The organism is Dyella sp. RRB7, from assembly GCF_022761115.1.
Taxonomy (GTDB): domain Bacteria; phylum Pseudomonadota; class Gammaproteobacteria; order Xanthomonadales; family Rhodanobacteraceae; genus Dyella.
Window position 1 is genome coordinate 103,561 of record NZ_JAKWJS010000003.1, and the last position, 13,132, is coordinate 116,692.

Sequence of the window (13,132 nt, forward strand, 5' to 3'; positions counted from 1 at the left end):
CCTGAATGCTTCCGGTACGGCAGACTGCGAACACCTCTTTTCGCGAGCCGGCCGTTCCCGTGGACTCTTACCTGACGCTCGGCTTGGCCGTATTGCTGGTGCTGGCCGTGGCCTTGATCAGCCTCGCCCTGGTCTATCGGCGCCGGGCCGACCGTCGCTCCGGCAGCCTGCACCAGTTGCTGGAGCTGGCCGACCGGCTGGAGGCGGATCTCAAAACCTGCCGGGCCGGGCTGCAGCAGGCCCATGCGGTCATGTCGCTCAACCCGGACCTGCCGGCCAGCGGCGAACAGGAAGCCCGCCAGGCCATCGACGCCGGGCTGCGCTCGCTGCTGCAACAGCGTATCTGGATTCGTGACCAGGCGCCCCGCGCCACCCAGCAGCAGCTGGACCAGGCCGTCGCCGCCATGAATGACACACGGGCCAAGCTGCGCCCGCTGCTGGATGCGCTGGACCGCGCCCAGCACGACCTGGACAGCGCCATGCGGGAGCACCTGCGGCGGGAGCACGACGCATGAGCCTGCCGACCCTCGTACTGGGCTCCACCTCCCGCTATCGCGCCGAGCTGCTGCGCCGGCTCTATGCCGATTTCGAGCAGCGCGCGCCCGGCACCGACGAACGCCCCATCGACGGTGAAACGCCGCCCGAGCGTGCGCTGCGCCTAGCGGTAGCCAAGGCACGCGCCGCCGCTGCCGGGCTGGAAGATGCCCTGGTGATCGGCTCGGACCAGGTCGCCGAACTGGATGGCAACGTGCTCGACAAACCGGGCACCATCGAGCGCGCCCACGCGCAGCTGACGGCCAGCTCGGGGCGCGAAGTGCACTTTCATACGGCGCTGTGCCTGCATGACACGCGCAACGGCCGCGAGCTGGTGCACGTGGATCACACCCGCGTGTATTTCCGCAGCCTCGACAACGCGGAGATCGCCCGCTACATCGAACGCGAACAGCCGCTGGATTGCGCCGGCAGTTTCAAGTGCGAAGGGCTCGGCATCAGCCTGTTCGAACGCATCGACAACGAAGACCCGAGCGCCTTGATCGGCCTGCCGCTGATCGCGCTGGCCCGCTTGTTGCGCGAATCCGGCATCGCCCTGCCCTGAGCGCGCCCGGCTCAGCGTTCATCCGATTCCGCCGCATGAGCCTGCTGCCACAAAAGGCACGCGTCATCGCTATGGGCCACGATGGGCAAATCCGCAGGAACACGCCCCGCGTAGAAGGCGATCCGGCGACGCCCGTCGAAAAGATCCAGTCGCCGTAACGATTGCGGCTGCGCGATGCGCCCGCACAGCGTACGTAGCCAGTCCGGACGCTCGCGTACCAGCAGCGCCTTCTCGTCCACCGCCAGCAGCATCGGCTCGCCGGCATGGGCGCGCCGCAACGCGGCTTCGTCGCGTTGCCAGAGGGCAAGCTGCGGCGCCCGCCCATGCTTCACGTTGAGCGGGTTGTCGAGCGCATAGACCGGCACGACGCCATCCAGCTGAAAATCGATTTCCGCCGCGAGCATGAAGTTGTCAGCCACCAGCACGCCCGGATGACTGGCCATCAATGCGCGCGCCGCGTCGCCACTTTCACGCCAGCCCACGAAACGCGCGGGGAACGCCTTGAGGCCAGCCAGCGCACGCGCGCCTTCCTCATGGGCGGCCATGCCCAGGTAAAGCAACCCGCCAAGCTGGCCCAGCACCGCCATGGCGAACGCCGCCGCCAGCCAACCCCGTCGCCATCCGCTTCGTTCGCGCAGCAACACCGGCAGCGCGGCCAGCAGCGGCAGATAACCCGGCAAGGGCCAGTGCGCGCGAAAACGCAGGTCGTCGGCAAACAGGCCCAGCACGAAATAGAGGGCGATAAAGCTCAGGGAGACGACGGCGATGAGGTCCCACGGCGCGCCCACCTGACGACTGCGGCGCCAGCTTTGCCACGCCGCCCACAGCAACAGCAGATAGAGCAGCGGCGTGCAGGCGATGGCCTGCTCCAGCGGCTGCACCAGCGCATCGGCGTGGAAGCGCCATGGGTTGCGTTCCACCACCTGGAAGGCGACGCCAGCGCCATGCTGCTGCCAGTTGGAAACCAGCAGCGGCACCAGCCCGAGCGCGGCCACGCCAAGCGCCAGCCAGAAACCGCCACGGCGCCACTGCCGCCGCCCGCGCGGCGTGACCGCGCACAACAACAGCCCCGCCAGCATCGGCATGGCCGCGCGGTAATGAGTGAGCCAGCACACCGCCAGCGCCACGCCGAGCAGCAGCCAGTCGCGCCACCGATCGCTATCCATGGCATGCGCCAGCGCCAGCACGGCCAGCATGATCGCCACCGTCAGCGGCACATCCGGCAACGCCATCACGCCCAGGCTGCCCGCCAATGGCAATGCCAGGCACAACGCGCCGGCCTGCCAGCCTGCCCGCTCATCGAATACATAGCGCGCAAAGCCTCGCACCAGCCAGGGCAGCGCACTGCCGATCAGCAGGAACGGCCAGCGCATGCCAAGCAGGCCGTGACCCGCGACAGCCTCACCGCATCGGATCAGCCATGCCGTCAACGGCGGCAGGTCGCTGTAGCCCCAGGCGAGGTGGCGGCTTTCCTGCCAGTAGAAGGCCTCGTCGCCGAACGGCGACAGCGTGGCGGCAAGCATCAGCTTGATCAGCAACAGGGCCAGGAAACCGGCGATGAACACGGCTCGCCAGCGCGCAAGGCTGACGGCTACACTGCCCTCGTCACGCATGCGCCTTGCCTTGCATCACCCTTCCCCGCTGCCAGAAAACCATGTCCGCCATCACTCCGTTGCACGATGAAACGCTGCGCACGCACCTGGAAGCCGCCATGGCCCAGGTCAATCGCGTGCTACTGGGCAAGCCGCGCCAGGTCAAGCTCGCCTTCACCTGCCTGATCGCGGGCGGCCACCTGCTGCTGGAAGACGTGCCCGGCGTGGGCAAGACCACCCTGGCCCATGCGCTGGCCGCGAGCTTCGCGCTGGATTTCCAGCGCGTGCAGTTCACCAGCGACCTGCTGCCGTCGGACATTATCGGGGTCAGCGTGTACGAGCGCGAGACGGGCCAGTTCCGCTTCCATGCCGGCCCGATCTTCACCGGCCTGCTGCTGGCCGACGAGATCAACCGCGCCACGCCCAAGACCCAGAGCGCGCTGCTGGAGGCAATGGCCGAGGGCCAGGTCACCGTGGATGGCCAGACCCATGTATTGCCGCAGCCCTTCTTCGTGGTCGCCACGCAGAACCCGCTCGACCTGGCCGGCACCTTCCCGCTGCCCGATTCGCAGTTGGACCGCTTCATGCTGCGCGTATCGCTCGACTATCCCGACGCCGCCGCCGAGCGCGCGCTGCTGACCGGCAGCGATCGACGCGACCTGCTCGCCCAGCTCACCCCTCAACTCGATGGCGCCGGCCTGGCCGAACTGTCGCGCCGCGCGCAGGCCGTGACCGCCAGCGGCGCCCTGTTGGACTATCTGCAGGCGTTGCTGGCCGCCAGCCGCCGCCACGCGGATATCCGCGTGGGCTTGTCGCCGCGTGCGGGCCTGGCCCTGCTCGGCGCCGCGCGCGCCTGGGCCTTGCTGAGCGGTCGACAGCATGTGCTGCCGGAAGATATCCAGGCGCTGTTCGTGCCCCTCGCCGCCCATCGCCTGGTGCCCACCCGTGGCGCCAATGGCGACAGCCTGGCGCGCAACCTGCTCGCCGAAGTCGCGGTGGGTTGATGTTTCCAGCGATTCGTCGCTTGCAAAGCTGGGCCGAGCGTCGCCTGCCCGCGCTCACCCGCTACAAGCGACCGGAAAGCCTGCCCATCGCGTTGCACCGGCGGCGCATCTATATCGTGCCTACCGGCTTCGGTGCCGGCTTCACGGTGTTGCTGCTGGTGATGATGGTCGGCTCGCTCAACTACACCAACAACGCCGCGTTGCTGCTGACCTGCCTGCTCGGAGCCGCCAGCGTTTCCAGCATGCTGGTGGCGTTTCGCAGCCTCAACGGATTGCACCTGACCGCCATTCGCCAGGGCAACGCCATCGCGGGCGAGCCGCTGGCGGTGCAACTGGTCTTCAGCGGCGGCGATCACCCGCATGCCTCCGTGCATGCCGACATGGATGCACAAACCGACGCCTTCGCCGTGCCCGCCGATGGCGAGACACTGGTGACCTTGAACCTGGCCACGTCGCGACGCGGCTGGCAGCACCTGCCGCGGATCAAGCTGTGGAGCAACTGGCCGCTGGGATTGTTCCATGCGTGGAGCTGGATTCATCCGGACCAGGCCGTACTGGTATGGCCACAACCGGAAACCGCCGGTCCGCCGCCGGTGCTGCCGGGCGAACAGGGGCTGCGCCAGCGGCTGCGCCAGGGCGAGGACATTGCCGCCCTGCGCGACTATCGCGCTGGCGATCCCCAGCGGCATATCGCGTGGAAAAGCAGCGCCCGCCACGAAACCCTGCTGGTGAAGGATTTCGAGCAACCCGAATCGCGCGAGGAATGGCGACTGGATTGGCGTCACCTGCCGCAACTGGCACCCGAGGCGCGCATCTCGCGACTGGCACGCTGGCTGGGCGAGGCCGAAGCAGCCGGACGCACCACCAGCCTGTGGCTGCCCGATGAGGAAATCGGCCCGGGCCACGGCCGCAGCCACTATGCGCGCTGCATGAACGCGCTGGCGCGTCTGCCGTGATGCGTTTCAGCCTGTTCAAGCGCAAGCCACCGGAGCCGTTGGGCGGACGCGCCTTCGACTTGCTCTGCCTTACCGTGGCCGTGGTGCTGGGCGTGCACGCGCCACATATGCCGGCCTGGCTCAGCGCCGCGCTGGCGGCCACGCTGATCCTGCGCTGGTGGCAACGTCGGCGCTACGGCGGCCGCGCGCCGCTGGCGCTCAAGTTGCCGTTGGTGGCGTTGCTGTCGGCCGCCGTGATCTTCCATTACGGCACCCTGTTCGGACGCGAACCCGGCGCGGCGCTGGCGGTGGGCCTGCTGGTGCTCAAGCTGCTGGAAACGGAATCGCCGCGCGACGCACGCGTCGGCGCCGCCTTTGCCTGCTTTGCGCTGATGACGGCCTTGCTGTTCGACCAGGGCATGGTGGCAACGGTGCTGGTGGCGCTGGGCCTGCTGCCCGCGCTGGCCACGCTGCGCGCACTCGAGCCCGCCCCCGCGGCCACCAGCCTGCCGCGCGAGCTGCTGCCCGCCTTGAAGCTGCTTGCCATCTCGCTGCCGCTGGCCTTGCTGGCCTTCGTGCTGGTGCCACGACTGAGCTCCCCGCTGTGGGGCGCCCCCAATGCCGCGCAATCCAAAACCGGCCTCAGCGAAGACATGTCGCCGGGTGATTTCTCCGAGCTGCTGACCGATGATCGCGCCGCCATGCGGGTCGACTTCCAGGGCGCCCCACCACCGACCGCGCTGCGCTACTTCCGCGCCTACGTGATGTGGGACTACGACGGACGCCGCTGGAGCCACAGCAACGAACCCGGCGACCCGGCCGGCGTCGAGCACGGCCCCGTCATCAACTACACCGTCAGCCTGGAGGCCAGTGGACAGCGCGTGCTGCCGGCACTGGACATGCCGCTGGAAGCCCCCGCACAGGCGCAACTGACGCGTGACCGCGAAGTGATGGCGCTGCGCCCGGTCAACGACACGCTGGTCTACACGATGCGTTCGTCGCCCGGCTATCACCTGGCAACGCAGCTGGATGGGGCGGACCGCCGTCGCGGCCTGCAGCTTCCGGCCGGCTTCAATCCACGCGCCATTGCCCTCGCCGAGCGCTGGCGCGCGCAATACGGGCGCGACGATGCGGCCATCGTCCAGGCTGCGCTCCGCCTGTTCCACGATGGCGGATTCAGCTACACGCTCGCGCCTGCGCCGCTGGGTCGCGATGCCGTGGATGATTTCCTGTTCTCCACCCATGAAGGTTTCTGCGAGCACTACGCCTCCGCCTTCACCGTGCTGATGCGTGCGGCCGGCATTCCCGCCCGCGTGGTCACCGGCTACCAGGGGGGCTACTGGAACACCATGGGCAGCTACCTGCTGGTGCGCCAGTCCGATGCCCACGCATGGAGCGAGGTGTGGCTGCCGGGACGCGGCTGGGTACGCACGGACCCCACCGCCGCCGTGCGGCCGGAACGCGTCAGCCTCGGTGCCGCCGCCACTGCCGCAGGCGCAGGCACGCTTGCTAACTGGTCACCCAATCAATGGTGGCTTGGCCTGCGTAATCAGTGGGACATCGTCAACCACTGGTGGAACCAAGGCGTTATCGGCTTCGACTCGCTTCGACAGCACGGGTTGTTGACGCCGTTCGGCATGCAGGACACCGATGCGGGCACGCTAGGCCTGTTGCTGGCGATCGGCGGCTCGCTGTTCGCGACGCTGGGGTTGGCCTGGGCGGTATGGAAACGCCCCTCGTCCGACCCGGCACGCGCGGCGATGCAGTTGCTGGAGCGAAGGCTGGCCGCGGCGGGTGTGGCCCGCCGTCACAGTGAAGGACCGCAGCATTACTTCAGTCGCGCGGCACGGGCCCTCCCCACCCAACGCGCGGAACTGGACCGACTGATGAGGACGTATCTGGAGCTGCGCTACGCCTACGAAGAACCGCCTGCGGCCCTGCTGAAGAACTTTCGACAGGCTGCGCGGCACTTTCGACCGCGTCGCATGGTCAAATGATATAGAACCGTGGATGCGTGGCATCCACTACACGATGGAGAAAGCGTCATGTCCATGTACAAGCCGTTGATTCTCGCGACCGCCGTTACCGCACTGGCCGCCTGTGCAACGGTGCCGCAACCGCTGCAAGGCACCTACACCGATGTCACTTCCGTAGCCGCCCAGCAGGGCACCACCAGTGGCGTGCAGGTGCGTTGGGGCGGTCAGATCATCAAGACGGAACCGGGCCCGCAGGAAACCTGCTTCTACGTGCTGCAGCGTCCGCTTGATGACGAGGCCCGTCCGAAGGCCGCCAACACCAACAGCGAGACCCAGGGCCGCTTCGTGGCCTGCCGTGCGGGCTTCTATGACCCTGAAGTGTTCGCTCGCGGCCGCGACATCACCGTCACCGGCGTGCTGCAAGGCACCGTGTCGGAGAAAGTGGGCGACTACAACTACGCCTATCCGCGTGTCGAGGCCAATGTGGTCTACCTGTGGCCCAAGCGCGTGGTCGTGAATTACGGCCCGGGCTATTACGACCCGTTCTGGGGTCCCTATTGGGGACCGTACTGGGGTCCGTGGGGCTGGGGTGGCTACTACGGTGGCTACTACCCGTCGCGCGTGATCGTGGTGCCGCGCCGCGGGCCGCCGCCGCACGGCTGATTCCCGCCTATCGAAAAAACGCCGGCCTGGGGCCGGCGTTTTCTTAGGTGCTCATGGCGGACCGGCGTCAACCCGGCGGCCAATGCATGGGGCGCCCGCCCAGCAGATGCACATGCAGGTGGAACACGGTCTGCCCGCCATGCTCGTTGCAATTGATCACGGTGCGATAGCCCTGCTCCGCCAGGCCTTCGCGCCGGGCGTAGGCGGCGGCAGCCAACAGCAACTTGCCGAGCAGCTCGGCATCGTCCGCGGTTGCCGCGTCGAGCGTGGCAAGCGGCTTGCGCGGAATGAACAGCACATGCACCGGTGCCTGCGGATTGAGGTCGCGAAAGGCGAGCACGTCATCGTCCTCGTAGACGATGTCGGCGGGGATTTCGCGCCGGATGATCTTGCCGAAAATGGTATCGCCCACAGCAGACTCCTTCCTTTCACAGATGCGGCAGCATAGCGCGCGACAGCCGCGGCCCCGCGGTCATGGATATCAATCCACCGATTGCCGGCTGCCGAAGGCATGCGCCAGCGTGCCGCGATCGACGTATTCCAGTTCGCCCCCCAGCGGCACGCCGTGCGCCAGCCGGGTCGGCTTGACGTTGGCGGCACGCGCCAGCTGCGCCAGATAGTGGGCGGTGGCCTCGCCCTCGACGGTCGGATTGGTGGCGATGATCATTTCCTCGATCTCGCCCTCGCCGAGCCGTTCGGCGAGCAGGTCCAGGCCCAGTTCCTGCGGACCAAGGCCATCGAGCGGCGACAGCCTGCCCAGCAGCACGAAGTATTGCCCGCGATAACCGGTGGCCTGCTCGATGGCGGCCAGCTCGGTCGGCGATTCCACCACGCATAGCACCTGGCGGTCGCGCCCCGGGCTCGCGCACAACGTACACACCGGCGTTTCGCTGAAATTGCGGCAGCGCGAGCAATTGCCGATCTGGCGCATGGCCTCGTCCAGCGCCTGGGCCAGGCGCAGGCCACGCTCGCGATCACGCTCCAGCAGATGGAAGGCCATCCGCTGCGCGCTCTTGCCGCCCACACCGGGCAGGCAGCGAAGCGCTTCGATGAGGTCGGTGAGTAGTTTGCTCATGGCGCCAACCGGCCCGGCCTACCGATCAAAACGGCATCTTGAAACCGGGCGGAAGATTCAGGCCCGAGGTCACGCCACCGAGCTTGTTCTTGCTGACCTCGGCCACCTTGTTCACCGCGTCGTTCACCGCCGCGGCCACCAGGTCTTCGGCCATTTCCGGATCATCGGCGAACAGCTTGCGATCGATCTGCACGCGACGCACTTCGTGCGCACCGGTCATCAGCACGCTGACCAGGCCGCCGCCTGCACTGCCGGTGACTTCCAGCTTGGCGATCTCTTCCTGCGCACGCTTCATTTCGTCCTGCATGCGCTGGGCCTGCTGCATCAGTTGCCCGATCTGTCCTCTCATGACGCGACTCCGTAATCTCTATCAGTTCTCGAACGGCTTGATCGACTGGGGCACCACGCGCGCGCCGAACTCGCGCTTGAGCGACTGCACCAGCGGATCTTCTTCAATCGCCTGCTCGGCCGCCGACTGGGCGGCCTCACGCGCGTTGGCGGCACGCGCGGCAGGGGTTTCGGGAGCGGCACCGCGCTCCTCCACAAAGCGCAGGCGAATACGCTCGCCCATCGCCTGGCTGATGCGATCCTCCATCTGGCCCACCATCGGCTCGACGGCCAGGTGCATATGCGCCGGCTGCAGGGCCAGCACCAGCGTGTTGCCTTCGCGCTCGCGCAGGGCGGCATTCTGGGCGAGCTGGCCCAACGGACCGCGCAGGTTGGCCTGTTCGATCAGCGTGTCCCAATGCGGCAGGCCACGGGCGTCGACGGCCACGGGCTCGCGCGGCGCGGTAGCCACCGGTGCCGCCGGCACGGGCGCGGCACGCGGCGCCGGCGGCTCGGCCACGCTGGCCACATGCATCCGCTCGTTCATGGCCGGCGGCGCGGTGCGCACTGGCGGCGCTGCCGATGCCCGCGGTGCGGCAGCCGTAGCACGCTCCGGCTGCGTCGTGCCACCGGCCTCGGCGGGGCGGAAGGCGAGCATGCGCAACAGCGCCATCTCGAAACCGGTGCGCGCGTCAGGCGCCAACGCAAGGTCGCGGCGACCCGTGGTGGCAATCTGGTAATAGAGCTGGACGTCTTCGGGCGCGAGCTGCTGGGCCAACGCCACCAGGGCGCCGTCGTCGCTGCCCTCCTCATCCGGTCGGTAGCCCGGTATCAGCTGGATCAGCTGGATGCGGTGCAGCACGCTGGCCAGGTCATCCAGCACGCCGCCGAAGTCGGGCGAGAACGAGGCGATGCGCGTGCATTCGGCCATCAAGGCGTCGCCGCTGCCTGCTGCCAGCGCATCGAGCAGACCCAGCACCTGGCCGCGCGCCACGCTGCCCAGCATCGCGCGCACATCGTCCACGCGCAGCGAACCGCCGCCATAGGCGATGGCCTGGTCCAGCAGCGACAGGCCGTCGCGCAGCGAACCGTCGGCGCCGCGCGCCAGTTCGGCGATGGCCGCATCTTCGTAGGGAATGTTTTCCGCGCCCAGGATATGCCGCATCTGGCCCGAGATCTGTTCCGGCAGCAGCCGCTTGAGGTTGAACTTCAGGCAGCGCGACAGCACCGTCACCGGCAGCTTTTGCGGGTCGGTGGTGGCCAGCAGGAACTTCACGTGCGGCGGCGGCTCTTCCAGCGTCTTCAGCAACGCATTGAAGGCCGGCTTGGAAAGCATGTGCACCTCGTCGACCAGGTACACCTTGAAGCGACCGCGCGCCGGCGCGTATTGCGCGTTCTCGATCACCTCGCGCACGTCGTCCACGCCGGTGTTGCTGGCCGCGTCGATTTCCAGCAGGTCCACGAAGCGGCCCGCATCGACCGCCGTGCACACCGCGCACTCGCCGCAGGGATCGGCCGATTCACCGCGCTCGCAGTTCAGCGACTTGGCGAAGATGCGCGCGATGGTGGTCTTGCCCACGCCGCGCGTGCCGGTGAACAGGTAGGCATGATGCATGCGACCGGTATCGAGCGCATTGGTAAGCGCGCGAACCACATGCTCCTGCCCGACGAGTTCGGCGAACTTGCGGGGGCGCCATTTGCGCGCGAGGACCTGATAGGACATGCCGGTATACCTTGGGGCGAATGTCGATTGTGCCAAGTCGCCGACGGCAAGTCAGTAAGCACTGACTTAGGCATCCGATCCCCGAAAAGGCGGCGGCCCTGCCAGCCACACCCCGGCACCCGAATCATTCGCTACCGTTGCTCCCTTCCGGGCCTGGCGGAGTTTACGAACTATCGTCGCGGGGGGACCGACAGGGCCACCATAGACTTCGACGGAGGCGTGTGCCTGACGTCTTGCATTTCCAGCGCCGGCGGTTAAACCGTCGCGTCGTTCAAACTGGCGGAGAGGGCGGGATTCGAACCCGCGATACGGGGATAAGCCGTATACACACTTTCCAGGCGTGCTCCTTCAACCACTCGGACACCTCTCCGCACGCAAAACCCTTACTGCATCCATCCATGTCGGGCGGGATGGTTCGGCCCGTCCTGGGCCCTCACCCCTCGCTTACGCTCGGGGCCAGCCTGCGGCCGGCCAAATTCGTTCCAGACGAATTTGTCGAACCCGCGATACGGGGATAAGCCGTATACACACTTTCCAGGCGTGCTCTTTCAACCACTCGGACACCTCTCCGCAATGGTGAAACCCGCTTACCGGGCAACTCGCCCCGGTAAAGAGGCGAAAGGATAGCGGGACGGGCCCGTTCACACAAGATAGCCCGGCGCGGCTTATCTCTGCGGCGTGGGCACATCACGCAGAAACACCGGCAGATCGGTGGTCGGCGGCCTGGCCGGCACCTGATAGAACATGTCGGCCACGAAACCGCGGTGATAGGTGGCGTGATTGACCACGTGCAGGATCATATCCTCGCGGCTCATCCGCCCTTCCCCGCCACCGATGAACTGGAAGCTCAGCACCTCGGTGGCCTGTTCCGGCGACAGCGCCCGCGCGTAATCCAGATACCAGTCGTTGATGGCCTGCTGCCGCTGCCACAACTCGTCGAACGGCAGCGGCTCGGCCGTGTTGCGACTGGTATGGCCATGCGCCCGCCCTTGCAGGTGGGCCTGGAAAATATCGTCGACCACGTAGGTGTGACTGAGCGTGCGCAGCATGTTGCCGAACACGGTGGCGCGCGCTTCGGTGGCCGCCCCTTCGGGCAACGCGGCCACCGCGTCATAGATGAGGCGGTCGGCCCAGGCGCGGTAGCGCAGCAGTTTTTGCAGATGGCTGGAAGACATGGCTATCGCAATACGTAGAGAGAAAGGAGATCAGCCCGCGTCAGGCCGCGTCGGCGACGGCGGCCGCAACGCCACGCGCTCGCCCGGCTGCACGATGGCGTAGCCACGGGCAGCGAGCGCTAGGCCATCGGCTTCGCTGCCGTAGTGATAGAGACGCAATCGCTGGCGCACGCTTGCCGGGTACTCGCGCTCGATATCGTCGATGCCGGTATGCGATGGGTTGCCGACCAGGCCGCAATCGTGCGCGATGAGCTCCGCGCCGCCCGCCACGCGCGCCAGCATCTCGGGAATCGGACGGGTGTCGCCGGTGTAGGCAAAGCTGCCGGCCAGCGCCACGCCATACGAGGTGCCGGCCATGTGATGGCGCGTGGCGAATACGTCGAACCACTGCCCGTCCAGCCAGAAGCCGCGCGTGCACGGCACCAGTTGGAAGGCCTCCCAGAAATTCGCGCCGCCTTCGGCCAGCACGTTCGGGTAATCCGCCACCCGCGCCTGCAACCAGGTCATCAGGCCCGCATGGATGAACACGCGCGTGCGGCCCCGCCACCGCTCGTCGAACCACAGGCGGAAAAACAGCCGCTCCATGCCACCCACGTGGTCCATATGGGTGTGGGTGATGTAGAGCGCGCGCGGCGGCTCGCCATAGGCGGCCAGATAGCGGTCCAAGGTGTCCGGGCCGCAGTCGATCAGCAGCACCGGCGCGCCATCGCGCTCCAGCACCACCGCCGACGAACCCAGCTCCACCGCATGCGCGGCACCGACACCAAGAAAATGCAGAGTCCAGTTCATGCGCGCAGGGTACGCTCGTAGCGGTACATCAGGGGCTTCCAAAGGGTTTCCTCGAACACCGCCTCGCCCTGTGCCGCCGCGCCCAGCTTGACCAGCGAGCGGCGCAAACGCTGCAGGTTGGCCAGCTGCCACGCCTCGCCAGGCCGACGCTGGCGCCCGCGATCGAAGTCGATCAGGTAAAGCGCCTCGGCCGCCACCAGCACATTGTGCGCATTGAGATCGGCGTGCCAGATGCCCGCACGGTGGAAACGCGCCACCAGCGCGCCCACCAGTTCGGCCATCTCGCCATCGAGCAGGCCGGCGGCCAGGCATTCGGCCAGCGTTCGCGTGCCGGCAATGCGACGGGTGATCAGGTCGGCGGTATAAAACAGGCCCTCGCGCCGATAGCGACACGCCACCGCCTGCGGCCCCGGCAAGCCCAGCGAGGCGATGAGCCCAAGCAGCCGGAATTCGGCGAAGCAGCGCGTGCGGTCGGCGCCAGTCCACAGATAACGGTCACCCATCAGCGTGGCCACCAGGCCGCCGCGGCGGTAATGCCGCAGCACGCACTCGCCGGCAGGCGTGGCGATCACCGCGATGCCGCCACGGCCCCCGCTCTGCTGACGCAGCGCCCCCAGCACCCGCCAGGTTTCGGGCTCGAACCAATCGGCCTCGACTTGTGGCGACACTGCGGCGTCGAACAGAATCGCACCGGCGGTGTCCTCGCGGATTCGTTCCTGCATCGCCATGTCGCGTTCCGACGCCCTGCCTCAGCCAACCAGTCCTGCGATTCTAGCC

The 13,132-nt window shown here is 67.5% G+C and carries 14 protein-coding genes, 1 tRNA gene and 1 other RNA gene; 6 read left to right on the top strand and 10 right to left on the bottom strand.

Translation table 11 applies throughout. The features are described 5' to 3' along the window. Window positions 1-59 precede the first annotated feature (59 nt). Both MJ606_RS09475 and MJ606_RS09480 read left to right on the top strand, forming a co-directional pair. A complete protein-coding gene (locus MJ606_RS09475; RefSeq protein WP_243049282.1) occupies window positions 60-515 on the top strand; it encodes a hypothetical protein in 456 nt (151 codons plus the stop codon). After that, window positions 512-1,096 (top strand): Maf family nucleotide pyrophosphatase, encoded by a 585-nt coding sequence (locus MJ606_RS09480; RefSeq protein WP_243049283.1) that lies wholly within the window; start codon window positions 512-514, stop codon window positions 1,094-1,096. Before MJ606_RS09475 ends, MJ606_RS09480 begins: the two co-directional genes overlap by 4 nt. 11 nt (window positions 1,097-1,107) lie before the next feature. Here the strand turns inward: MJ606_RS09480 and MJ606_RS09485 are convergent, their stop codons facing one another. After that, a complete protein-coding gene (locus MJ606_RS09485) occupies window positions 1,108-2,709 on the bottom strand; it encodes a glycosyltransferase family 39 protein (RefSeq protein ID WP_243049284.1) in 1,602 nt (533 codons plus the stop codon). 41 nt (window positions 2,710-2,750) lie between these two features. On the opposite strand from MJ606_RS09485, the gene MJ606_RS09490 reads away from it, so the two are divergent. From MJ606_RS09490 to MJ606_RS09505, 4 genes are read left to right on the top strand one after another with little or no spacing between them, the layout of a single operon-like run. Beyond that, window positions 2,751-3,692 (top strand): MoxR family ATPase, encoded by a 942-nt coding sequence (locus MJ606_RS09490; protein WP_243049285.1) that lies wholly within the window; start codon window positions 2,751-2,753, stop codon window positions 3,690-3,692. Continuing rightward, window positions 3,692-4,648: a DUF58 domain-containing protein gene (locus tag MJ606_RS09495; RefSeq protein WP_243049286.1), complete on the top strand. Its 957-nt coding sequence runs from the start codon at window positions 3,692-3,694 to the stop codon at window positions 4,646-4,648. The genes MJ606_RS09490 and MJ606_RS09495 overlap by 1 nt, the downstream gene beginning before the upstream one ends. Further along, window positions 4,648-6,624, top strand: coding sequence for a DUF3488 and transglutaminase-like domain-containing protein (locus MJ606_RS09500; RefSeq protein WP_243049568.1), 1,977 nt, complete (start codon window positions 4,648-4,650; stop codon window positions 6,622-6,624). Before MJ606_RS09495 ends, MJ606_RS09500 begins: the two co-directional genes overlap by 1 nt. Window positions 6,625-6,672: 48 nt before the next feature. Next, entirely contained in the window at window positions 6,673-7,266 is a 594-nt protein-coding gene (locus MJ606_RS09505; RefSeq protein WP_243049287.1) for a Slp/YeaY family lipoprotein, read from the top strand. Window positions 7,267-7,333: 67 nt separating this feature from the next. On the opposite strand, the gene MJ606_RS09510 is transcribed toward MJ606_RS09505, so the two are convergent. The 9 genes from MJ606_RS09510 to MJ606_RS09550 all read right to left on the bottom strand — a co-directional run bounded on the left by MJ606_RS09510 (window position 7,334) and on the right by MJ606_RS09550 (window position 13,083). After that, a complete protein-coding gene (locus MJ606_RS09510; protein WP_243049288.1) occupies window positions 7,334-7,678 on the bottom strand; it encodes a histidine triad nucleotide-binding protein in 345 nt (114 codons plus the stop codon). A 69-nt stretch (window positions 7,679-7,747) separates the two neighbouring features. Beyond that, window positions 7,748-8,341 carry a recombination mediator RecR gene (recR, locus tag MJ606_RS09515; protein WP_243049289.1) on the bottom strand — a complete coding sequence of 198 codons (594 nt, stop codon included), beginning with the start codon at window positions 8,339-8,341 and terminating at the stop codon, window positions 7,748-7,750. A 25-nt stretch (window positions 8,342-8,366) separates the two neighbouring features. Next, window positions 8,367-8,690: a YbaB/EbfC family nucleoid-associated protein gene (locus tag MJ606_RS09520; RefSeq protein WP_243049290.1), complete on the bottom strand. Its 324-nt coding sequence runs from the start codon at window positions 8,688-8,690 to the stop codon at window positions 8,367-8,369. Window positions 8,691-8,711: 21 nt separating this feature from the next. Beyond that, window positions 8,712-10,391 carry a DNA polymerase III subunit gamma/tau gene (gene dnaX / locus MJ606_RS09525; protein ID WP_243049291.1) on the bottom strand — a complete coding sequence of 560 codons (1,680 nt, stop codon included), beginning with the start codon at window positions 10,389-10,391 and terminating at the stop codon, window positions 8,712-8,714. 96 nt (window positions 10,392-10,487) lie between these two features. Next, an RNA gene (ffs, locus tag MJ606_RS09530) (signal recognition particle sRNA small type) lies at window positions 10,488-10,584 on the bottom strand. A gap of 84 nt (window positions 10,585-10,668) precedes the next feature. Beyond that, window positions 10,669-10,761 (bottom strand) — tRNA-Ser (locus MJ606_RS09535). 295 nt (window positions 10,762-11,056) lie between these two features. Further along, complete coding sequence (locus tag MJ606_RS09540; protein ID WP_243049292.1) at window positions 11,057-11,566, bottom strand: DinB family protein; 510 nt, start codon at window positions 11,564-11,566, stop codon at window positions 11,057-11,059. A gap of 30 nt (window positions 11,567-11,596) precedes the next feature. Continuing rightward, the gene (locus tag MJ606_RS09545) at window positions 11,597-12,355 is read right to left on the bottom strand and encodes an MBL fold metallo-hydrolase (RefSeq protein ID WP_243049293.1); all 759 of its coding nucleotides are present in this window, start codon (window positions 12,353-12,355) and stop codon (window positions 11,597-11,599) included. Next, on the bottom strand, window positions 12,352-13,083 hold the full coding sequence (locus MJ606_RS09550) for a 3-deoxy-D-manno-octulosonic acid kinase (RefSeq protein ID WP_243049294.1): 732 nt from the start codon (window positions 13,081-13,083) through the stop codon (window positions 12,352-12,354). Before MJ606_RS09550 ends, MJ606_RS09545 begins: the two co-directional genes overlap by 4 nt. Window positions 13,084-13,132 lie beyond the last annotated feature (49 nt).

Coding starts and splice junctions, on each gene's coding strand:
- MJ606_RS09480 (WP_243049283.1), top strand. CDS start 512: ATGAGCCTGCCGACCCTCGTACTGGGCTCCACCTCCCGCTATCGCGCC.
- MJ606_RS09485 (WP_243049284.1), bottom strand. CDS start 2,709: ATGCGTGACGAGGGCAGTGTAGCCGTCAGCCTTGCGCGCTGGCGAGCC.
- MJ606_RS09490 (WP_243049285.1), top strand. CDS start 2,751: ATGTCCGCCATCACTCCGTTGCACGATGAAACGCTGCGCACGCACCTG.
- MJ606_RS09495 (WP_243049286.1), top strand. CDS start 3,692: ATGTTTCCAGCGATTCGTCGCTTGCAAAGCTGGGCCGAGCGTCGCCTG.
- MJ606_RS09500 (WP_243049568.1), top strand. CDS start 4,648: ATGCGTTTCAGCCTGTTCAAGCGCAAGCCACCGGAGCCGTTGGGCGGA.
- MJ606_RS09505 (WP_243049287.1), top strand. CDS start 6,673: ATGTCCATGTACAAGCCGTTGATTCTCGCGACCGCCGTTACCGCACTG.
- recR (WP_243049289.1), bottom strand. CDS start 8,341: ATGAGCAAACTACTCACCGACCTCATCGAAGCGCTTCGCTGCCTGCCC.
- MJ606_RS09520 (WP_243049290.1), bottom strand. CDS start 8,690: ATGAGAGGACAGATCGGGCAACTGATGCAGCAGGCCCAGCGCATGCAG.
- dnaX (WP_243049291.1), bottom strand. CDS start 10,391: ATGTCCTATCAGGTCCTCGCGCGCAAATGGCGCCCCCGCAAGTTCGCC.
- MJ606_RS09540 (WP_243049292.1), bottom strand. CDS start 11,566: ATGTCTTCCAGCCATCTGCAAAAACTGCTGCGCTACCGCGCCTGGGCC.
- MJ606_RS09545 (WP_243049293.1), bottom strand. CDS start 12,355: ATGAACTGGACTCTGCATTTTCTTGGTGTCGGTGCCGCGCATGCGGTG.
- MJ606_RS09550 (WP_243049294.1), bottom strand. CDS start 13,083: ATGGCGATGCAGGAACGAATCCGCGAGGACACCGCCGGTGCGATTCTG.